The organism is Bacillus sp. FSL K6-0268 (genome assembly GCF_038005425.1).
Lineage (GTDB): Bacteria > Bacillota > Bacilli > Bacillales > Bacillaceae_G > Bacillus_A > Bacillus_A thuringiensis_S.
In genome coordinates, this window is sequence record NZ_JBBOTF010000001.1 from 2,000,905 (window position 1) to 2,021,986 (window position 21,082).

Here is a 21,082-nt window from a genome sequence, read left to right on the forward strand (position 1 = left end):
CGTTATGAAGTTATTAGAACTAATTGAAAAGTGGGCTATTGAAACGCCTGATCAAACTGCTTTTGTTTGGCGAGATGCGAAAATTACGTACAAACAATTAAAGGAAGATTCTGATGCGTTAGCACATTGGATTTCTTCTGCGTATCCAGATGATCGTTCACCAATTATGGTGTATGGCCATATGCAACCTGAAATGATTATTAACTTTTTAGGATGTGTAAAAGCTGGACATGCTTATATTCCTGTAGATTTATCTATCCCAGCTGATCGTGTACAACGTATCGCTGAAAATTCTGGTGCGAAATTACTTTTATCGGCAGCAGCAGTAACTGTAACTGATTTACCAGTTCGCATCGTAAGTGAAGACAACTTAAAAGATATTTTCTTTACTCATAAAGGGAACACTCCAAATCCTGAACATGCGGTAAAAGGTGATGAGAACTTCTACATTATTTACACATCAGGAAGCACAGGTAATCCGAAAGGGGTTCAGATTACTTATAACTGCCTTGTTAGCTTTACAAAATGGGCTGTAGAAGATTTTAACTTACAAACAGGGCAAGTATTCTTAAACCAAGCACCTTTCTCATTCGATTTATCTGTCATGGATATTTACCCATCATTAGTAACAGGTGGTACACTTTGGGCAATCGATAAAGATATGATTGCGCGTCCAAAAGACTTGTTTGCTTCTTTAGAGCAATCGGATATACAAGTATGGACTTCCACACCTTCTTTCGCTGAAATGTGTTTAATGGAAGCATCCTTCTCTGAGAGTATGCTACCGAACATGAAAACATTCTTATTCTGTGGTGAAGTATTACCAAATGAAGTAGCTAGAAAATTAATTGAGCGTTTCCCAAATGCAACAATTATGAATACGTACGGTCCAACAGAAGCTACTGTCGCTGTAACAGGTATTCACGTTACAGAAGAAGTACTTGATCAATACAAATCACTTCCAGTTGGCTATTGTAAATCAGACTGTCGCCTTCTTATTATGAAAGAAGATGGCACGATTGCACCTGATGGTGAAAAAGGTGAAATCGTAATTGTCGGTCCAAGCGTAAGCGTTGGATACTTAGGAAGCCCTGAATTAACAGAAAAAGCATTTACTATGATTGACGGTGAGCGTGCCTATAAAACAGGCGATGCTGGCTATGTAGAAAATGGTCTTCTATTCTATAATGGTCGTCTTGATTTCCAAATTAAGCTGCATGGTTATCGAATGGAATTAGAAGAAATTGAGCATCACCTTCGTGCGTGTTCTTACGTTGAGGGAGCAGTTATCGTTCCAATTAAAAAAGGTGAGAAATACGATTATTTATTAGCGGTTGTTGTTCCTGGAGAGCATTCGTTTGAAAAAGAATTCAAATTAACATCTGCAATCAAAAAAGAACTCAATGAGCGATTACCAAACTACATGATTCCACGTAAATTCATGTATCAATCTTCTATTCCAATGACACCAAATGGAAAGGTAGATCGCAAAAAATTATTGAGTGAGGTTACAGCATGACCGCATATGGATCATTTTATTTTTTCGCTATAGTGGGCATTTTATTAATACCTACTATCATAGCTGGATTAAAAGGTAAAATGTTGCGTAAATATAATGCCGTTTTAACATTAGTCATGCTTGCTATTATCTTCTCAGATAAACCAAAGCAAGCAATGATGTTAGCTGCATTTATTATTTGGCAATATGCCCTTATTAAAGGCTATTTAATTTTAAGAAAACAAAATAATAGTACATTCACATTTTGCATAGCTGTTATTTTATCGATTTTGCCTCTTATTTTGGCAAAAATCGCACCATTTGCATCGTTATTACCTGAGTTAAAACTTGTTGTTTTTCTAGGTATATCTTACGTAACATTCAGAGCAGTTCAAATGGTATTTGAAGTTCGTGATGGTTTAATTAAAGAGCTTTCTTTCTTTAACTTCTGGGAATTCGTTTTATTCTTCCCTGCAATTTCAACAGGACCTATCGATCGTTACAGAAGATTCCAAAAAGATATTCAAAAGCCACCTAGCGCTGAAGAATATCAAAATTTACTATATACAGGACTAAATCGTATTTTCCAAGGTTTCTTGTATAAATTTATTATTGCTTACTTAATAAAGCAATATTGTATGGATCCAGCATTCGCTCAACACGATACAATCTTTTCAAATATGATTTACATGTATAGCTATAGCTTATATCTATTCTTTGATTTTGCTGGTTATAGCTCTTTTGTAATTGGTGTAAGTTATATGATGGGAATTAAAACGCCAGAAAACTTTAATAAGCCATTCCTTAGTCGTAATATTAAAGACTTCTGGAACCGCTGGCACATGAGTTTATCATTCTGGTTCCGTGATTTTATTTACATGCGTTTCGTCTTTTTTGCAACGAAGAAAAAGTTAATTAAGAACCGTTACACAATTTCATATATCGGTGCATTTTTAAACTTTTTCATTATGGGAATTTGGCATATCCAAGGAAGCGCTGTTGCGCAGTATATTATTTATGGTCTATATCATGCCGCACTGTTTATTTTATTCGATATTTTCGAACGAAAAAACAAGAAGCATAAGTTTTGGCCAAACACTAAATTTACACGTATCCTTGCGATTGTAATTACGTTCCACGTTGTATGTTTCGGTTTCCTAATCTTCTCTGGACACCTTAACAGATACTTTTAATGCACCCTTCTTATTCCATTAAGAAGTTGCACATATAATATATTTCGGATATAAAGGAGATTTTAAAAATGGCAGAATTCAAAGAGCAAGTATTAGATATTTTAGAAGAAGTATGTGAAAACGATATTGTGAAAGAAAACTTAGATGTTCAATTATTTGAAGAAGGTATCCTTGATTCTTTCGCTGTAGTATCTTTATTAGTTGAATTCCAAGAGCGTTTAGATATTGAAGTTTCTATTTCTGATTTTGACCGTGACGAGTGGGCTACACCAAACATGGTTATTAAAAAGTTGGAAGAAATCCGATGAACAAAGCAAAATTTGGTCCGATGCTTTTAGCATTGGCCCTTTTTGCTGTATTCTTACTTATTCCAACGCGCTTCCTACTTCCACTTTTAAGTGATGAAAAAGTAGAACAAGCTGCTACTTCTTTAAAAGAAGAAAAAATTCAAAGTATGATTTTACAGCAAAAGATGTTAGCAAATCCAAAATATCTTCCGATGTACGGTTCATCGGAATTCGCACGTATGGATGCTTTCCATCCATCTAATTATTTTAAAGTAAAGCCTGAAGGGTTCACACCATTCCTTCTTGGACGCGGCGGAACACAAGACCTTGTACATGTGTTAAACTTCGCATCTACAATGGATCAATTGAAAGATAAGAAAATGGTATTCGTTCTTTCTCCGCAATGGTTTGTACCACAAGGTATTGATGAAACGCACTTTGCACCTAACTTTTCAAAGCAACAAGGTTACCATTTCATTTTCAACAATGATTTAAAACCTGAAATGAAAAAACAAATTGCAAAGCGTTTATTAAACTTTGAGATTGTAAAAAAAGAAACTTTATTAAAAATTTCGCTTGAAGGCATTGCTTATGATGATACGAAGTATAAAGTAAAAGCACTTGCTGCTAAACCTTTCGCTTATATTTATCGTAACATTTTAGATCGTAAAGATTTATTTACAGCTATGTTTAATATTAAACCGCACAAAGAAAAGCTTGATCCTTCATTAAAACAAATGAACTGGGAAGAGGCTCGTAAACATGCGGATCAAACAGGTGCAGTAGAATCTGGATCTAATGAATACGGTATTGAAGATGATTATTTCAATAGCAAAATTAAGAAAAAATTAAAGCAACGTGAAGGTTACTTAAAAAATGATGCTTATGACCAATCGCCAGAATATGAAGATTTACAAATTGTACTTGATTTATTAAAACAATCTGGTGCAAAACCGCTCTTCATTTCTGTTCCTGTCAAAGGTCCTTGGTACGACTACGCTGGCTTCCCGAAAGAACGCCGTGAAGCATACTATAAGAAAGTTCATGAGCAAATCGAAAAAGCTGGTTATCCAATTGCCGACTTCTCAAATCATGAATACGATAAATACTTCTTAAAAGATCATATGCACTTAGGTTGGAAAGGCTGGGTTTACATCGACGAAGCCATCCAACAATTTTATAAAGCAAACTAATGAAAAGACCGCTTGAATTACTCAAGTGGTCTTTTTGTATATATTTTGTAATTGCTCGATTGCATTCTCCGCTTCTTTCATAACTCGCTCCACTACATGCTGAGCTGATTCGATTCGTGCCAACGATGCTGCCTGTCCTGCCCAAAGTGACATATATTCTTCCTTATTTTGCTTCGCTGCCTCTTGGCGTATTTTAGAAGTTAATACGTTTTGCACTGGATACATCGGAAGCCCTTCTTCTTTTCCTTCATGTCTCTCTATAAATTCATTCCGGATACCCCGTGCATATTTCCCGGAAAACGCACGAGTTACCGTTGTGCTCGTATCTGTACTATGTAAAACCGCTTCTTTATACACATCGTGCGTAATACTCTCTTCACTTGTTAAAAAGGCCGATCCCATTTGAACACCTTCTGCTCCTAGTGCCAATGCCGCAACAAGCCCTTGTCCGTTCATTACACCACCTGCTGCGACAATTGGGATATGCGGAACAGCTTCTACTAACTGAGGTACTAACGCAAAAGTACCAATCATAGCATCTCGTTCTTTCCCAATAAACGTTCCTCTATGCCCTCCTGCTTCGCTACCTTGTCCGATAATAATATCTACTCCTAGCTCGGCAAGTACTTTCGCTTCCTTCACATGGGTAGCTGTTCCGATAACTTTTATTCCACTTCTTTTTAAATCATTTATTTCTTCTTTTTCTAACGTTTGAAATGCAAAACTAACGACCGGTACTTTTTCATCTAATAGCACTTGTAATTGTTCCTTATAGCTTTTTGGAAGCTTTAACGTTCCTTCTACTTCTATACCTAATTCTCTATTCACTCCGCTTAGTAATACTTTCGCCTCATTTACCTTCTCTTCTTCTATTTGTATCTCTTTCGTTACAAGTAAATTAACACCGAAAGGCTTATCTGTTAGTTCTCTTATTCTATAAATCGCTTCACAAATTTGTTCTGGGCTCATATAGCCCGCTCCAAGCGTACCTAATCCTCCGCTATTACTTACTGCTGCAACGAGTTCTGGCGTCGTAATCGCGCCTGCCATACCGGCTTGAACAACGGGATACTCAATTTTTAATATGTCTGTTACTCGACTTGTAAACATCATTTTCCCTCCTATTTCCCTTATATCTTCTTTATTTGATAAGCTTTCCCCTGCTTTTGCAAGGGTTGAACTTCATATGAAGCGAATATATTGAAAGATAAGGAGGCTGAGCTTAATGATTTATCCAAATGCATTAAAACAAGGTGATACAGTAATGATTATTGCACCATCTGGTCCACCTACAATCGAAAATGTATTAAAAGGTGTGAATGTATTACAAGAGATGGGGTTATCCGTAATAATCGGGAAGAGTGTTTACGAGAAATATGGATTTTTAGCCGGAAGTGATCAAGTTCGGCTTGACGATATACATGAAGCATTTACAAATAATGAAGTGAAGGCAATTTTTTGTGCACGAGGTGGTTATGGAAGTGCTCGTCTTCTTCCTCACATTCAATATGAAGTTATTAGGCAGAATCCAAAAATCTTTTGGGGATATAGCGATATTACAGCTTTACATACTGCTGTTTCACGTTATGCAAAGCTTATAACATTTCATGGTCCGATGATTGAAGAACTAGGAAAAGGTATTGATTCCCTATCTTTATCCTCTTTTAATCAGCTATTCCATCCGTATTCAACCATTTTATCTGCATCAGAATGTATCGTACCTAGCTCTCACAGTACAGTTACAAGTACGTTAGTTGGAGGAAATTTAGCTGTGTTAACAAGTATAATTGGCTCGCCCTACGAGATAAATACGGACAATACACTTTTATTACTTGAAGACATTGGTGAAGAACCGTACCGCATTGACCGTATGTTAAATCAGCTACTTTTATCTGGAAAGTTTAATGAATGCAGGGGCGTTATTTTCACAAGTTGTCACGACTGCACTCCTTCAAAGCCATCTCAATCATTGCAAACAATATTATATGAATATTTCGCGCCATATCATATACCTGTCCTATTCGGTTTACCAATTGGACATATAAGTCCAAACATCGGTATTCCACTTGGAGCTACAGCGACAATAAACACAAATAATAAAACAGTCTCTATTTCTTCTGGTATAGCCACTCCATGTTCAAATTAAAAAGGAAAAGCGATTACGCTTTTCCTTTTACTTATAATAATTAAAAATTCTTCCAGATGCGATATCTGCAATTTCTTCTGGAATAAATGTTTTACTTATATCAGTGCCAACATTTAATACAGCTGTAGCATCTTTCTCAATGCTACCAAATAACTCTTTCCCACGTATCGTAATAAGGGGCGTTCCTTCTGGCAACACATCTTTTACAAATTCCATTTGTGTAAAGAACGGAACGATCCATCTACCTTCTCCTTGGAAATGACGCAAACGAAGTATTCCTTCTGTTGCCCCGTCCTCTGCTTCTAGTGAACCAGCAACATAAAACTCAGTAGATAAGAGCAATTCATAAAATTCCTTTTGCTTCTGTTTATCATCCCCTGCTACAACAAGTACCTCTTCTAATTTCTTTACTGAAATTTGCTCCATATGATGCACCCCTATTTCAAAATGATTGTACTTAGATTATACGAAATATTCTTATTTTTTTCTACATAATTCGCAATTATTTTTTCAAAATAATTTTAATGCTTCTTTTGTCGTCACAATCGTAGCAAACTCTTCATGTAAATTTACAAGTGTCATATTGTGAATATCTTCTGCACTATACTCTTTACCATCTAAACCTTTACGGTTAAAAGTAGCCGTTGCATCACTCACTAAATACGTTGTAAATCCTAAATTCCCTGCCATTCGTGTCGTAGTTTCCACGCAATGATTTGTCGTTAATCCTACAACTACTACTGCATTACATTTGTCCTCTCTTAATTGCTCTTCTAAATTCGTCCCAATGAACGCGCTGTTAACGAATTTCTGAATAACCACTTCACCAGGTAGTGGTTGCACTTCTTCTTTAAAGTTTACCGTTTCCCCTCTCTCATAAAACATTGACCGAGCATCTTCTTTATTTACATGTTGAATATGAAAAACTGGTCGTTTCCTTTTCCTCCATTCTGCTAACAAAATTCTCATGTTTTCTTCAGCAAAAATATTATTTCTCTCGCCCCAATCTTGTAATTGAAATGCCTTTTGTACATCGATTATGATAAGTGCTATTTGATTTGTCATCATTTCCTCCTTAATTTGGCTGTAATTGAAATAGAAAACCAAGTTGTTGTGACGCAGTAATAAAGCAAACATAGGCGCAAAGCTCTACAATTTCTTTTTCTGTCCAATATTGTTTTAATGCGTGAAACATAGTATCATCTATCGCTTTTCGGTCATGAACAAATGTATGCGCAAAAGTAACGGCTACACCAATCTCCTCTGCCTTTTGCACATCATCAGGTCTTCCCTTTGCCATACAGTACGGACATTCATTCCCATACGCTAATGTTCTTCTCACTTGCTCCTTCAACTCTGCTGAAAGAATTCCTTTATTGTACAGTGTATCCTCTAACGTACTCCACGAATGTAATATATCCGAATTATGCCCTAATAACTTTTGAAACTTTGTATCTCCTACATTTGATAATGAAATTCTCTCCATCATTTCCCCTCCTATTTCCTTCTGTTTTATTGTAAAATAAATAACGTTCACTTTACATTTCATATGAATCTTAATTTATATTTTCCCTTTACAAAAATCATTATTTTACTGGAGGTATATTTACAAATGCAACTAGACCGTGTTGATCGAAAAATTTTAAATGAATTATATAATGATAGTCGCCTTTCTATGCGTGAATTGGCGAAACGAGTAAACTTATCTGCTCCGTCTACTGCAGAACGTGTTCGTAAACTTGAAAGTGAAGGCGTTATTCAAAAATATACAATCGATATCGACTATAAAAAAGCAGGACTAGTTTTAGATTGTATTTTAGAAATCACTTTAAAAAATGGTGATACAACACGTATGCAACAGTTTATTCAGTCTTATCCATCTGCAAGTTTTTGTTACCGAGTAACAGGAAGCTTATGCTACATTGTAAAAATTTCTGTTCCTTCACTCGTTGAACTTGAAGAATTTATCAATGATGTTTCTTCATATGCAACGACAGTTTCTCATATCGTATTATCAGAAGTATCTCTTACTCCTGATATTGAACATATCTTCCCAGAAGATTAATTTATTTTTATTCATAAAATATAAAAAAACCCCTTACAATAAGAATAAAAATAATATATTATGTATTAAAATACATAAAGTTCGAGAAAGGGGCTTTACATTGAAAATCTGGTTTTATGAAAAAACGGCACAATTAGATGACTTGCTTGGTATTTGGGACAATGTTCCGACCATCCCGCGAATTGGTGAAAAAGTGGAGATTTTAAAGACAGTCCGTACTGTTACAGATATTAAATATGTAAAGAACGGTAATAATTTTCGTATAGAAATTATTACAAATTAAAAAGTAGCTCCTAAGGAGCTACTTTTTAATTATCTATTATGTGCTTTCTTTATAACGATTTTATCTTCTTCTACTGATACTGTTACATAATCACTTTCTTCTAACCGAAGCTTATTTACAACCTCATCTGGTAACTCTATGGCCATCAATCTATCGGTTACGATCACTTGACTATACACTTCATTTTCTTGTGATGAATTCACTACTTTTTGCTCATTTATAAAACGTACTGGTGGCACGCCAACTTCTTTTACTGTACGCCATTGTTTCCAAACATACGGAATTAACCATAGTAATCCAACAACTGTAAGACCGATACCAATCCATAAATTACTTTGCGCTTGTAATTCAGTAATTGAGATTGTACCACTTTCTTCTCCACCGAAAAATTGCATACTTGTTGCAATCAAATTATTTAGAGCGTGCACAGCTATATTCGTCCATATATTTTTTGTCTTTATGTATAAAAGGCACATAACGACACCAAACATGAACGCACCAATAACATCAAAATGTCCTAGGCCAAAAATAATTGAAGATATAATTACAGCTTTTTTAATTCCCCATTTATGAGCCATTCGCTGTAAGAAAAATCCCCTAAAAATAACCTCTTCCATAATAGGTGCTAACACACATGCTGAAATGAAAGTAAATATCGTCATATATACGTTACTCGTATTAATAACATTTCCGTCTTCTAGCATAGTAACTAAGAAATTCGGTAACGTATGTGCTAATATGTAAAATTGAATCTGAGATATGCCAACTGAAAAAATCATCCCCATTATCGTTGCTAATACAATTAATCCCCAAGATAAACGTCCTGGCTTATCAAAAAAACTGTTAAATACAACATTATTTTTATTTGTTTTTACGTATAGCCAAAGTAACGGAAATACAAAAAATACAGTTATTTGTGAAATAACCTCCATCGTATTCTCAGAAACATTTGCTAGACCTAATGGTATCATTATAAGGAACACCCCTATAATCATCCATCCAAAAAAGCTACGTAGCCTTATACTTGAAAATGCATAGTGCACATGAAACACCCCCAAAGATAGTAAAAAATAAAGTAAAACTTGAATCAATATTTTATAGGCGTCCTTTCCTTATAAATAATTGGATAACTAAATTACAATATGAATCTAGTTGAAATCCTTCCTATTTTTCTCAAATCATTTCAAACAGCATGGCTCTTAAAATACCATATCGCTGTTCTTCAAGTTGCAATCCAAGTGAAATTTATGTAATAAAAATCCCCGTTTTTACAAGCGGGGATTTCTTTTATTATAATACGTCACGTTTTTGGAATAATGCACTTGATGCTACAAGTAACACAACAAAGTATGCAGCTACAAGTAATAATGAAGTTGTAAACGTAAATTCTGTAAATGTTGGTTCTACTCCACCACTAATTAATTTATTACTGTCGTAAGCTCTTAAATCCAAATGGAAGAATACTACAAACTTCGCTACACCTTTTGCAAACATCATTAGTGCCATATTAATTGCTCCTTGTAAGAATAATAGGAACATCGTAATAATTAATGGTAATACAGACTTTCTAAATACGTTTGCTAAGAAAAATGCAAGTGTTGCAAAGAAAAATGGCGATAGCAACTGATATAATATTGTTTTCAAAACAATTCCTAATGTTAATTCAGTTTTACTACCGTCCATTACAATTAATCCAATAATCATGGCAATTAACGTACTAGCAAATACAATAAATAACATCGTTAATAACACTGTAATATATTTAGAAAATAAAACTGTCATTCGTTTTCTTGGACGAATTAATAATTGTTTAATCGTTCCTTTTTGGAATTCATCTGTAATTGTACGAGAAGCTGTTGTAATTCCAAAAATCGTTGTGAATATCATAATTAAGCCGATATCTGAACTTACAAAATCTAAGTAAGATCCACTTAAACTACCAGCTTCACCCCATTTCGCCAGTACTACAGCTCCTAAAATCTCCAATAAAGCAATGACACCAATTAAAATATACATACCTTTTTTCGCATGTAATTTTAAAAATTCATTTTGAATTAATTTAAACATTACGCTTTCACTCCCCCAGTAATCGCTAAGAACTCATCCTCTAACGTTTTATTTTGAACAGTAACTCCGTATACAAGCACATCAGCATGAACAAGTTTTTTGACAAGTTGCGGAATGTTTTCTTTTGTTACAGATGCTACAATCACATTCCCTTTTGCTTTACCTTTAATAATTTCATTCGCTTTCTGAACTTCATCTACTTCAAACGCCACAACGACTGCCTCATCATGCTTCACTTTTTCATGTAAGTTGTACTCTTGTACAAACTCACCTTGTTTAATAATAACAACGCGATCACACATTAATTCAATTTCACTCAATAAGTGACTTGATACGATTACAGCAATATTCTCTTCTTTCGCTAAACGTTGTAAATAATCACGAATTTGGCGAATACCAGCTGGATCTAATCCATTTGTCGGCTCATCTAAAATTAAGATTTTCGGCTGATGAAGTAATGCTTGTGCAATTCCTAAACGTTGTTTCATACCAAGTGAATATGTTTTCACCTTTTTATGAATCGCATGCTCTAATTCAACAAGCTTTACAATCTCAGCAATGCGCTCTTTACTAATTGGAGTGATGGCCATGTTCGCAAAATGCTTTAAGTTTTGCATTCCTGTCATATAATCATATAGTTCAGGATTTTCTACAATCGCTCCAATTTGCTCTAGTGCCTTTTCACGCTCCGAGCGAATACTATGTCCACAAATTGTAATATCGCCCTCTGTCATTGAAATAAGACCTGTCATCATACGGATCGTCGTCGTCTTACCGCTACCGTTCGGCCCAAGGAATCCGTATACTTCTCCTTCACGAACCTCAAATGATAAACCACGAATAATTTCCGTTCCACCAATCCTTTTTCGAACATTCTCTAACTTTACTACTACGTTTCCCAATGCTGATTCCTCCTTTAGACTTCTAGTTTTTTATCGACTATGTAAGCAATTACATATATTATTAGAGCACTAACCATTACCATGAAACTTATATTAAAAATGTTAAATCCATTTTCTTGAAACATATTAATAAACAGACTCTTGCTTTCACTATGATATTCTACTCTTCGTAATACTTGGAAAGCTGGAGCTAATTTTCCTAGCAAGGTTGTCGCTAAAGTAATCGCTATATTTATTACTAGGAAAATAATAACGATTAGTATATTTTGCGCCTTTTTCTTTTTCGTAAGTAACTTTACTAGAGTAATTACCAATATGATTTGTAAAACACTAAACAAAAACTCAAATAAATCGCTTATCGTATATATTAAATTATTAATTATGCCTACTTGCATAATCTCTTTTGCTTCTATATATACAGAAGTCGTAGGAAAAGCTAATACATAACTTACGTAGAAAAGAATTCCACATATCCCATACCATATAGCCATTGCGATAAATGAGAAAATAAGCATAGAAATTACATATTGTTTCCCAGATATTGCTGTAAGTCGTAACATTGGATTAGTTAGTAAGCGTGAATATGATTTCATTGTTTGTATAAACATATAAACAATATAAAAGAAAAATATAATCATAATGATTCCAAATATACCCTCTTGTCTACTGATAGCCGCATCACTTTTTCTTACAATCATTTGTGAAAATAACACAGCTTCAATTAGCACAAAGAATAAAAAAGTAACAATATATCTTTTCTTATTTACATTCCATAAATAGGAAAGTACTGACTTCACTTACTAAACACCTCCTTAAACAATTCATGAACTGCTTTTCCTCTCTGAAAACGAATTTCTTCTACATTTTCATATAGAACCATTTCTCCATCTTTTAAAAAGATCACTTCATCAAAAATATTTTCAATTTCATTTATTAAGTGAGTGGAAATTAATATCGTACAATCTTCCCTATAGAACTGTAGAATTAGATCCAATACATGTTCTCTAGAAAGAGGATCTATCCCGCCCAATGGCTCATCTAGTACATATAGCTTCGCTTTTCGAGAAAACGTTAAAATAATCTGCAGCTTCTCAACCATACCTTTTGACAATGCTGTAATTTTTTCTTCTAGCGGTATTTTAAATTCTGCAATCGTATCTACCGCTTTTTGAATATCGAAGTCTTTATAAAAATCCCGGTAGAAAAATAAAGCGTCTTTTACAGTCATCCAATCATCAAAGATTGGCTTATCGGACATAAATGAAACGATTTCTTTCGTCTGTAATCCTACCTTTTTACCGTCTATTGTGATACTGCCTTCAGAAGGGTGTTGCAAGCCTGCAATCATTTTCAATAACGTCGTTTTCCCGCTCCCGTTATCTCCAACAAGCCCAACGATTTTCCCTTCCGTAATCTCTATGTTTAATTCACGGATCACTGCTTTTAATCCGTATCTCTTCCATAAGTTTTCTATTTTTAATAGCTCTGTCATTGGCTCTCCTCCCTCTTATCATGCAATGAAGAACGAAGAATTGTAAGAATTTCTTCTTCTGAAAAACCTAAATTTTCCATTCCATCTATAAAAGAATGAAGTAATTCTTTCGCCATCTCTTTTCGCAGCTCCATTATTTTCTCCCCTTCATTCGTTACATACCGTCCCATTCCTCTACGTGTTACAACAACTCCATCCCGTTCTAGCTCTTGAAATGTACGCTGAATCGTATTTGGATTCACTTGTAATTCACTCGCTAATTCACGGACAGAGGGAATTTTATCACCAGGCAATAACTGTCCTGTTACGATCTCTTTTTTTATGTATTCCATTACCTGAATGTAAATTGGTATATTTGGAGAAAACTCTATTTTCATTTCTTCCCTCCTTTTGTATCGGTGTACTAGTTAAATAATACACTGATACAAAAAGTTTGTAAATACCCATTTAATTACAAAAAGTTCTATCCGTTAACCGAATAGAACTTCCCAAACATAAATCGCTATATAGAAATAATAGTGTTATGTAAACAAAATTATAAAGAAAAGCTGTCTTATCAATGAATAAGACAGCTTTTCTTTATAATCCTATATTAAAAGTTAAACACGAAGTCATCGTCAGCTAACTTTTCAACGTTCGTTGCTTTTACGTAACCATTTCCTTTTACAGAGAAGAAATCATGGTTTTTCGTATCTGTACGTAAACCATTTAAAACGATTGGGTTAATTTCTTCTTCTTCAAACTTCGGCTCAAGTCCTAAGTTCATAAGCCCTTTATTCGCATTGTAACGAACGAAACGATTTACATCTTCTACAAGACCGATAGAAGTGTAAATTTCTTCTGTATAAGCCATTTCAATTTCATATAGTTCCATTAATAACTCTTGTGTTTCTTTTTGCACTTCTTGTTGCTCTTCTGCAGAAAGTTCTGCGAAGATTTGTTGTGCTAAAATACCGACGAATACGCCGTGAATTGACTCATCACGAATTATCAAGTTAATAATCTCACCACTTGCTGTTAGTTTTCCTTGACCAGCTAAGTAAAGCGGATAGAAGAATCCACTATAGAATAAATAACTTTCTAAGAACACACTTGCTACCATTGCCATATATAGCTCTTTTTTCGTTACGTCAGGCTTTAACAAACGACGATAGTAACCAGTAATAATACCGGCCTTTTTCTCAAGTAATGGATGATTGTCTACCCAGTCAAAAATATCATCAATTTCTTCTTCAGTAGCTAACGTTGTAAAGATATGACTGTAACTCTTCGCATGTACTTCTTCCATAGCTCCCATGAAAGCTAATACACTTTTAGCTTGTAAATTTTCAAGATGAACAAGTACAAGTGGCATTCCTTCGCCACCTTGTTTCGTATCTAAAAGTGTTAAACCACCTAATACACGCTTATAAGCAATTTGCTCTTCTTTCGATAATTGCACCCAAGTATTTTTGTCAGACGAAACCGCAATTTCTTCTTCTGTCCAAAACTGAGCGATGTTTTGCTTCCAAAACATTAAACTAAAATCATCTTCTTTTTTGTTCCAGTTTACCGCACGCATTAAATCGCCCCTTCTCTAAATATGATAACTAAGCATGAGCAGGGTTCAGAAAACCCTGCTCATCATGTCTCACTTTTTATATTAAACGGTACAAGCCACACACTCTTCCACGCTTAATTTACGTGTTCTCGTATAATACAGACTCTTTAAGCCTTTTTTATGTGCATAGATGTAGTAACGTGCTAATTCACGTGTTGAAATATCACTATTAACGTAAAGAATTGTACTAATTCCTTGATCAATATGTTCTTGAATTTCTGCGATTAAATCAATTAATTTAAACTGATTCATATCGTAAGAAGATTTATAGTACCAGAACGTATCTTTTGATAAATACGGCATTGGATAATATGTTGTCGCGTTCGCATATGTTCTTGATTCGATTTGACTTACGATCGGCATTACGCTTGAAGTTGCATTTTGAACGTAACTGATTGATTGTGTTGGAGCAATGGCAAGACGATATGAGTTGTATAAACCATTCTTTTGCACTTGCTCTTTTAAACTTGTCCAATCTTCTTTTGTCGGAATATGAATTCCTTCAAATAGTTGCTGAACTTTTTCAGTTACTGGGCTGTAATCTGTCGTTTCATACTTTTCGAAGTATGTGCCATTCGCATAATCAGATTTATCGAAGTCTTTAAATGTCTCGCCTTTTTCTGTAGCGATTTCCATACTTTTCTCAATAGAATAGTAATTTAACATCATAAAGAATGTACGAGCGAATTCTTTCGCTTCTGCACTTTCATAAGCGATTTTATTTTTTGCTAAATATCCGTGTAAGTTCATTGCTCCAAGTCCAACTGAATGAAGCTCGTCATTTGCTTTTTTCACAGTTGGTGCATTCGGAATAATCGTCATATCAGAAACAGCTGTTAAAGCTTCCATTCCCGCATGAACTGCTTCACGAATTTCTTTATTTTCCATTACGTTTACGATATTTAACGATCCTAAGTTACAGTTAATATCACGACGGATAATGTCATCTGTACCGTAATCATTTATTTCTGAAGTTTCTTGAAGCTGGAAGATTTCTGTACATAAGTTCGACATCTTCACAGTTCCAATATCCTTCAATGGATGTTGATTATTTGCATTTGATTTAAACATTAAGTATGGGTAACCAGACTCAAGCTGAATCATAGCGATTTTAATAAGCATATCACGTGCACTAATATCTAGTGGCTTCTTCTTCACTTTCGGATTGCTCATTAATTCATCGTACATTTCATCAATGTCAATATCATCTAAATGCTTGCCATATTCTTTATAAACCGTATAAGGCGCGAAAACATGGAAAGGTTCGTTTTTCTCAGCAAGCTCAAAGAACTTACTTGGAACGATAATTCCGATTGATAGAGACTGAATACGGCTCTTCTCATCGGCATTTATTTTTTTTGTATCAAGGAATTCAATAATATCCCAATGGAAAATGTTTAAATATACTGCGCCGGCACCTTTTCGTTGGCCAAGCTGATTCGCATATGAAAACGAATCTTCAAGCAATTTCATAACAGGCACTACACCACTTGCAGCGTTGTCGATACCTTTAATTTGCTCACCACGTGCGCGTAGCTTAGATAAGTTTAAGGCTACTCCCCCGCCGATTTTCGATAATTGCATCGCAGTATTAATGTTAAAGCCAATTGAATTTAAGCTATCGTCCATCTCTAACAAGAAACAAGACACCATTTCTCCTCTTCTGCTTCTTCCCGCATTTAAAAAGGTTGGTGTCGCTGGTTGGTAGTTTTGTTTTACAATCATGCTTGCGAATTGTTTTGCCTTCGAAACATCACCGCGTCCTAAGTATAATGACACAATTGCTACACGATCTTCATAGCTTTCTAAGTATTGTTTTTGATCATTCGTTTTTAACGCATAATCTTTGTAGAACTTAGATGCTGCCATATAAGATTGGAACTCGAAGTTTTCACCATAAGCGATGTTATATACTCCCTCTACTTCCTCCAAGCTATACTCGTCCAGAACGTTGTAATAGTAATCATGTTCTTTCATATACTCCATTCGCTCTGCCACGCTATTAAAAGGAACGGTATTCTCTCTAGCTTCTTCCATAAAGACTTCTAATGCCTCTTTATCTTTATGAAGCTGATAAAAACCGTCCTGCATTTGCGTGATTTCATTATTCAGTTCAATGTGTCGCAATCTCCCGCACCCTTTCCTTAAAATATTCTACATCGTTATTTGTTCCAGATAACTCAAATTTTGATACAATAGGCACTTCATATTTAGTAGAAATCTTGTCAGCACTTGCACCGAACATGTCTCCCCAGTTACGATTGCCGCTTGCAGATACGCCTTTTAATTTTTCATTATTGCGCTCTAAAAAGTCTAAAACACGTTCTGGTACATTGCCAAAACCTGTTGTATACGTAATAAGAATAAAGTCTTCATCTATTACTAGATCTTCATCAATTTGAACGGCCGGCATATTTAATTTGTGAATGAAACGCTTCACGTTTCCTGTCATAGAATCATATGCAACTAACATTTCCGACCCTCCCTCTCAAATCTATATTCTCTATATGTTGTTCTTGATTTCTCTATATATTGTATTACGTTTCAAAATAAGACACAAGATATATGTATAAATTCTTTCTTTTTTTAACTTTTACTTTTCGACATGATAGCCGTTTTTTTTCAATACAATGACTATGAAACAACATTCTAAAACTCATGTCAATAAAGTGCTTTTCAAAAAAGTTGTCAACGAATTTAATCTTATTTTTAAAAAAGTTAACAATATATTTTGTCATAAAACGGTAGATGCTGAAGAAATATATTTCTCCAGCATCACGCAAAAAAGAACAGATATGAAACTATAATCTGCTCTAAAAAACGATTACATTTATCAAATTTACCTTATTAAATATATTATACATATACTTTCGTTTTTCGTTACATACTAAAAGATAACTATTATAGAAAAAGATTATTATTATGGAACTTCAATTTATTTATGAAAAGTTTATTCAGAGTGCTCAATACGCAAAATATCTTTTACAAATATGTGATGTGGATTTTCATCTTTATCAAGCATTGTACATACAGGAGCTTCTTCATCAAAGTATACAATCATTCCTTCTACGTACTGATATGTATGTTGAACTTGTACAGTTACTTTAATTTCTATCGCTTCTTCATATGCTCTTTTTATTTTCTGAAGCATTTTTGCTGAACATTTTCGTTTCTCTGGATACATAACCATTCCCATAAATCTATTGCCGGCTCTATCTTTCCACATATAATCCCAATGTGGTAAAATGCCTTGTTTAAAATCGCCCATAATTCCCCTCTCCTTTATCTTTTATTTATCCCGCATTAAACGTTCGATTGGTGTCGGCTACTAATCAGTGAGGGATGCCCTGCTGATCAAAATTCCCCTTTATGAACGTGGCGTTTCTGAATATGTATAAATCACTTGCCCGCCTCGTTGTGCGTTACCAATGAAATGCTTAAAGTCTTCTCTATTTACAACAACTTCTCTGAACGTATAAAATACATCTTTCGTAACAACATACTCCGTTATTTCACCATTTTTCAGCTGATCTAAAATTGTATTTGCTAATTCTTTATCCATGTATTTCACCTCTCTGCAATATTTTATTTTATCGTATATTCTATAGGTCAACAACTGTAAAATTATCCCGCTATTTGCAGGCGGTCCGATTGGTGTTGGCTACTAATCAGTCGTGGAATGAACAAAAGTCTTACTGATTAACGTTTCATTTTATCTCGTTGTTATGCCATGATTTTATTTTCGTTATTTCGCAAACAATATCGTTTTACTATATGTCCACTAAATATCATATACTAACATAGCTACTTCTCTATATCAAACATTTCGGCATTCAATTATGCAAAGTTCCATACCACTATGCTACAATATACAAATAGAACTAGGAGGGATACTATGATTCGGAAAGCAAAAAAGACAGATGCACTGGCAATAGCTCCTTTATTGTATAATGCTCTGCATGAAATTGCTGAAAAAATCACAGGTAGCACAGTTAAAGCAGAAGTATTACTAGGACTTGAGACATGGTTCTCAAAAGAAAATAACCGTCTGAGCTACGAAAACTGTTTTGTCTATGAACAAGACGAGAGTGCAGTTGGAATTATTGTCGCTTATCACGGTAGTGAAGCAACACAGCTTGACGCACCAATTGTACATCACTTAAGAGAATTACATAAAGATGAATCAATTACGTTAGAAAAAGAAGCTGAGCTTGATGAGTATTACATTGATACATTATCAGTTTCAAGTGCACACGGCGGAAAAGGTATAGGTTCTAAATTAATTGAAGCTGCCGAAATCTATGCAACTGAAAAAGGGCATGAAAAAATCGCTTTACTTGTTAATTTAGAAAACACACGCGCCTATTCACTATACGAAAAGTTAGGTTATAAAAAAGATGAAATTGTTATGCTAGTAGGCGAACCTTATGCTCATCTCGTAAAAACATTAAACGTCAAAATTTCTATATCTTAAAAAGAAAGCACACGATTTATATAAATCGTGTGCTTTTATGTTAAATTCGTATTTAATATATTTCCATCCATCGCCTCGTGAAACGTATATGTTGTACATCCCCATGGCTTTCTATGCAAAATAGGAGAACCAGACCATCCCATTGCCCTCAGCTCCGTTCCAATCATCGAATTAAAATACTTATGACCTACAAGAGCAATACTTCCATGTACGAGAGCATAACGATGTAACAGGTAAGCCGCTTGCCTTGCCCTCTCTCTTACTTCCTTATAAGACTCAACATCTTTATGGTAGCCAAGTATCCATAATGTTCGTCCAATGAACATCCATACCTTAATTGTGCATTTCAACCACTTCGGAGCAAAAAAGCATGAAGGAACTTCAGCTTCTCTAAAAAGAGAATTTTGCATAAAAGATAAAGAATCTGTCAATTCAGCTGCTGATTGTACAGCACGCCTTTGATCACTTGTTAAGACAAATTTCGCTGCTTCAATTGCCTCTATTGTTTCTATCGGCATTTTAGCTTTTTGTATCATTGATTCGGAATCATACTGTTTCATCCATTCGTGAAATGAATTAATTGTCATCGGTTCTCTTATACGACCTAAACAACCATGACGAATAAAAGAAATCTTCATTCTTTTCACTCTCCATTCATCACTTACGAACTCTATTATGCACTAGTTCTAAATATCATACCACGCAAGAAAAGAAAGTTATATACCTTTACATCTCCCCACCACTATCATGTGTTATCGAAGCATGGGTACCATCCATCCCATCAAAATATGTATTCGTATCATATTGACGAATCTTTTTTAAATGCATATAAGAAAATAAAAATAAAATTAAAGCTATAACACTCCCCACAAATTCAAACATCATTTTACCGCCTCTAATTTCTCCCACTTCAGCAGGTTATTCTACTTTTTCATTATACCTCGATATAAAGATTTCCGCATTTTTGCTATTTTTTCAAATAACATGGATTTTCTACATATTTTCTTACAAAAAGTGAATTTTTTTCGAATTTTTACTTTGGAAACATTTACAAAGTAGGAAATATGGTTCAAAATAGGAGGAAATAAAAAAAACCAAATTTATTCTTTTTTTGGGAAAACTGTAACAAGGAGAGTTGCTTATGCAGATCGCAGAAACTGGAGATATCATCGAATTTAAAGGTGGAATGCAAGGCCGTGTTCAAAAAGTAAATCAAAACTCTGTTATTGTTGATATAACAATTATGAAGAATTTTAGAGAACTAGATATGGAACCTCTTACAGTTGTAAGTCATAAAAACTATACTGTCATTAATCAAAATGCATAATATAATAGAAAGAAAGGGCCTGTATAGTATACAGGCCCTTTCTTTCTATTAACGATTATCAATTGTTTCCGGATATAGATCGTGGTTCATCATGCGGTAGTCAGCCATTTGTTCATACTTCGTCCCCGGGCGACCGTAGTTGCAGTATGGATCAATTGAAATGCCACCACGTGGTGTAAATTTCCCCCATACCTCAATGTAACGTGGATCCATTAATTTAATTAAATCGTTCATAATAACGTTCATGCAATCTTCGTGGAAATCACCATGATTGCGGAAACTAAATAAATACAACTTTAAAGATTTACTCTCTACCATTTTTTGCTCTGGAATATAGCTAATATAAATTGTTGCAAAATCTGGTTGTCCTGTTTTCGGACATAAACTTGTAAATTCAGGACAATTGAATTTTACAAAATAATCACGGTTTGGATGATTATTATCAAATACCTCTAATATTTCTGGGCTATATTCAAATAAATATTTTGTATTTTGATTTCCTAGTAATGTTACATCTTTTAAATCTTCATCTAATCTTCCTGTCATTTTAAACAT

At 34.5% G+C, this 21,082-nt stretch carries 27 protein-coding genes; 9 read left to right on the forward strand and 18 right to left on the reverse strand.

From position 1 onward, the window contains the following. The first annotated feature begins 4 nt into the window (after positions 1–4). The 4 genes from dltA to dltD all read left to right on the forward strand — a co-directional run bounded on the left by dltA (position 5) and on the right by dltD (position 4,171). Positions 5–1,519: a D-alanine--poly(phosphoribitol) ligase subunit DltA gene (gene dltA / locus MHI28_RS10270; protein ID WP_000770497.1), complete on the forward strand. Its 1,515-nt coding sequence runs from the start codon at positions 5–7 to the stop codon at positions 1,517–1,519. Then, positions 1,516–2,691: a D-alanyl-lipoteichoic acid biosynthesis protein DltB gene (gene dltB, locus MHI28_RS10275; RefSeq protein WP_000127955.1), complete on the forward strand. Its 1,176-nt coding sequence runs from the start codon at positions 1,516–1,518 to the stop codon at positions 2,689–2,691. Before dltA ends, dltB begins: the two co-directional genes overlap by 4 nt. A 68-nt stretch (positions 2,692–2,759) precedes the next feature. Continuing rightward, positions 2,760–2,999, forward strand: a complete 240-nt coding sequence (gene dltC / locus MHI28_RS10280) for a D-alanine--poly(phosphoribitol) ligase subunit DltC (protein ID WP_000807310.1) — start codon at positions 2,760–2,762, stop codon at positions 2,997–2,999. After that, positions 2,996–4,171 carry a D-alanyl-lipoteichoic acid biosynthesis protein DltD gene (gene dltD / locus MHI28_RS10285; RefSeq protein ID WP_001030287.1) on the forward strand — a complete coding sequence of 392 codons (1,176 nt, stop codon included), beginning with the start codon at positions 2,996–2,998 and terminating at the stop codon, positions 4,169–4,171. The genes dltC and dltD overlap by 4 nt, the downstream gene beginning before the upstream one ends. Positions 4,172–4,192: 21 nt before the next feature. Here the strand turns inward: dltD and MHI28_RS10290 are convergent, their stop codons facing one another. Then, positions 4,193–5,281, reverse strand: a complete 1,089-nt coding sequence (locus MHI28_RS10290) for an NAD(P)H-dependent flavin oxidoreductase (RefSeq protein WP_000495271.1) — start codon at positions 5,279–5,281, stop codon at positions 4,193–4,195. Positions 5,282–5,396: 115 nt separating this feature from the next. On the opposite strand from MHI28_RS10290, the gene MHI28_RS10295 reads away from it, so the two are divergent. After that, entirely contained in the window at positions 5,397–6,317 is a 921-nt protein-coding gene (locus MHI28_RS10295; protein ID WP_000640066.1) for a S66 peptidase family protein, read from the forward strand. Between the two features lie 27 nt (positions 6,318–6,344). Here MHI28_RS10295 and MHI28_RS10300 read toward each other — a convergent pair whose 3' ends face one another. The 3 genes from MHI28_RS10300 to MHI28_RS10310 form a co-directional block, all read right to left on the reverse strand. Continuing rightward, complete coding sequence (locus tag MHI28_RS10300; protein WP_000435265.1) at positions 6,345–6,743, reverse strand: SseB family protein; 399 nt, start codon at positions 6,741–6,743, stop codon at positions 6,345–6,347. An 84-nt stretch (positions 6,744–6,827) separates the two neighbouring features. Further along, positions 6,828–7,382: a cysteine hydrolase family protein gene (locus tag MHI28_RS10305; RefSeq protein ID WP_000184442.1), complete on the reverse strand. Its 555-nt coding sequence runs from the start codon at positions 7,380–7,382 to the stop codon at positions 6,828–6,830. A 10-nt stretch (positions 7,383–7,392) separates the two neighbouring features. Then, positions 7,393–7,803, reverse strand: coding sequence for a carboxymuconolactone decarboxylase family protein (locus MHI28_RS10310; protein WP_000439752.1), 411 nt, complete (start codon positions 7,801–7,803; stop codon positions 7,393–7,395). Between the two features lie 126 nt (positions 7,804–7,929). Between MHI28_RS10310 and MHI28_RS10315 the strand changes: the two genes are divergently transcribed. Then, a complete protein-coding gene (locus MHI28_RS10315) occupies positions 7,930–8,382 on the forward strand; it encodes an Lrp/AsnC family transcriptional regulator (protein ID WP_001175498.1) in 453 nt (150 codons plus the stop codon). Positions 8,383–8,482: 100 nt separating this feature from the next. Continuing rightward, a complete protein-coding gene (locus tag MHI28_RS10320) occupies positions 8,483–8,665 on the forward strand; it encodes a DUF3913 family protein (RefSeq protein WP_000707106.1) in 183 nt (60 codons plus the stop codon). Positions 8,666–8,694: 29 nt separating this feature from the next. Here the strand turns inward: MHI28_RS10320 and MHI28_RS10325 are convergent, their stop codons facing one another. From MHI28_RS10325 to MHI28_RS10375, 11 genes are all read right to left on the reverse strand, one after another. Next, a complete protein-coding gene (locus MHI28_RS10325; protein ID WP_002162875.1) occupies positions 8,695–9,708 on the reverse strand; it encodes a CPBP family intramembrane glutamic endopeptidase in 1,014 nt (337 codons plus the stop codon). 247 nt (positions 9,709–9,955) lie between these two features. Further along, positions 9,956–10,732 (reverse strand): ABC transporter permease, encoded by a 777-nt coding sequence (locus MHI28_RS10330; RefSeq protein WP_000475436.1) that lies wholly within the window; start codon positions 10,730–10,732, stop codon positions 9,956–9,958. Further along, the gene (locus MHI28_RS10335) at positions 10,732–11,634 is read right to left on the reverse strand and encodes an ABC transporter ATP-binding protein (RefSeq protein ID WP_000528821.1); all 903 of its coding nucleotides are present in this window, start codon (positions 11,632–11,634) and stop codon (positions 10,732–10,734) included. The genes MHI28_RS10330 and MHI28_RS10335 overlap by 1 nt, the downstream gene beginning before the upstream one ends. A 14-nt stretch (positions 11,635–11,648) precedes the next feature. Further along, a complete protein-coding gene (locus MHI28_RS10340) occupies positions 11,649–12,431 on the reverse strand; it encodes a hypothetical protein (RefSeq protein ID WP_000843920.1) in 783 nt (260 codons plus the stop codon). After that, positions 12,428–13,126 (reverse strand): ABC transporter ATP-binding protein, encoded by a 699-nt coding sequence (locus MHI28_RS10345; RefSeq protein WP_000137741.1) that lies wholly within the window; start codon positions 13,124–13,126, stop codon positions 12,428–12,430. The genes MHI28_RS10340 and MHI28_RS10345 overlap by 4 nt, the downstream gene beginning before the upstream one ends. Then, positions 13,123–13,503 carry a GntR family transcriptional regulator gene (locus MHI28_RS10350; protein ID WP_000687507.1) on the reverse strand — a complete coding sequence of 127 codons (381 nt, stop codon included), beginning with the start codon at positions 13,501–13,503 and terminating at the stop codon, positions 13,123–13,125. Before MHI28_RS10350 ends, MHI28_RS10345 begins: the two co-directional genes overlap by 4 nt. Positions 13,504–13,718: 215 nt before the next feature. After that, complete coding sequence (gene nrdF / locus MHI28_RS10355; RefSeq protein WP_001203024.1) at positions 13,719–14,687, reverse strand: class 1b ribonucleoside-diphosphate reductase subunit beta; 969 nt, start codon at positions 14,685–14,687, stop codon at positions 13,719–13,721. 81 nt (positions 14,688–14,768) lie between these two features. After that, positions 14,769–16,853 (reverse strand): class 1b ribonucleoside-diphosphate reductase subunit alpha, encoded by a 2,085-nt coding sequence (gene nrdE / locus MHI28_RS10360; protein ID WP_001215843.1) that lies wholly within the window; start codon positions 16,851–16,853, stop codon positions 14,769–14,771. Further along, on the reverse strand, positions 16,840–17,199 hold the full coding sequence (gene nrdI, locus MHI28_RS10365) for a class Ib ribonucleoside-diphosphate reductase assembly flavoprotein NrdI (RefSeq protein ID WP_000959447.1): 360 nt from the start codon (positions 17,197–17,199) through the stop codon (positions 16,840–16,842). Before nrdI ends, nrdE begins: the two co-directional genes overlap by 14 nt. A 477-nt stretch (positions 17,200–17,676) precedes the next feature. Beyond that, entirely contained in the window at positions 17,677–17,994 is a 318-nt protein-coding gene (locus MHI28_RS10370; protein ID WP_000502199.1) for a hypothetical protein, read from the reverse strand. 99 nt (positions 17,995–18,093) lie between these two features. After that, positions 18,094–18,288 (reverse strand): hypothetical protein, encoded by a 195-nt coding sequence (locus tag MHI28_RS10375; protein WP_000356686.1) that lies wholly within the window; start codon positions 18,286–18,288, stop codon positions 18,094–18,096. A 333-nt stretch (positions 18,289–18,621) separates the two neighbouring features. On the opposite strand from MHI28_RS10375, the gene MHI28_RS10380 reads away from it, so the two are divergent. Then, positions 18,622–19,200 (forward strand): GNAT family N-acetyltransferase, encoded by a 579-nt coding sequence (locus tag MHI28_RS10380; protein WP_000619541.1) that lies wholly within the window; start codon positions 18,622–18,624, stop codon positions 19,198–19,200. Positions 19,201–19,235: 35 nt separating this feature from the next. Here MHI28_RS10380 and MHI28_RS10385 read toward each other — a convergent pair whose 3' ends face one another. Continuing rightward, positions 19,236–19,838, reverse strand: a complete 603-nt coding sequence (locus MHI28_RS10385; RefSeq protein WP_000703092.1) for a phosphoglycerate mutase — start codon at positions 19,836–19,838, stop codon at positions 19,236–19,238. Between the two features lie 88 nt (positions 19,839–19,926). Beyond that, positions 19,927–20,082 carry a hypothetical protein gene (locus MHI28_RS10390; protein WP_002083105.1) on the reverse strand — a complete coding sequence of 52 codons (156 nt, stop codon included), beginning with the start codon at positions 20,080–20,082 and terminating at the stop codon, positions 19,927–19,929. Positions 20,083–20,341: 259 nt separating this feature from the next. Here MHI28_RS10390 and MHI28_RS10395 point away from each other — a divergent pair, with 259 nt between their 5' ends. Continuing rightward, positions 20,342–20,527 carry a YkvS family protein gene (locus tag MHI28_RS10395; RefSeq protein WP_001165082.1) on the forward strand — a complete coding sequence of 62 codons (186 nt, stop codon included), beginning with the start codon at positions 20,342–20,344 and terminating at the stop codon, positions 20,525–20,527. 48 nt (positions 20,528–20,575) lie between these two features. Here MHI28_RS10395 and queF read toward each other — a convergent pair whose 3' ends face one another. Further along, positions 20,576–21,073 carry a preQ(1) synthase gene (queF, locus tag MHI28_RS10400; protein WP_001986050.1) on the reverse strand — a complete coding sequence of 166 codons (498 nt, stop codon included), beginning with the start codon at positions 21,071–21,073 and terminating at the stop codon, positions 20,576–20,578. Between the last annotated feature and the right edge of the window lie 9 nt (positions 21,074–21,082).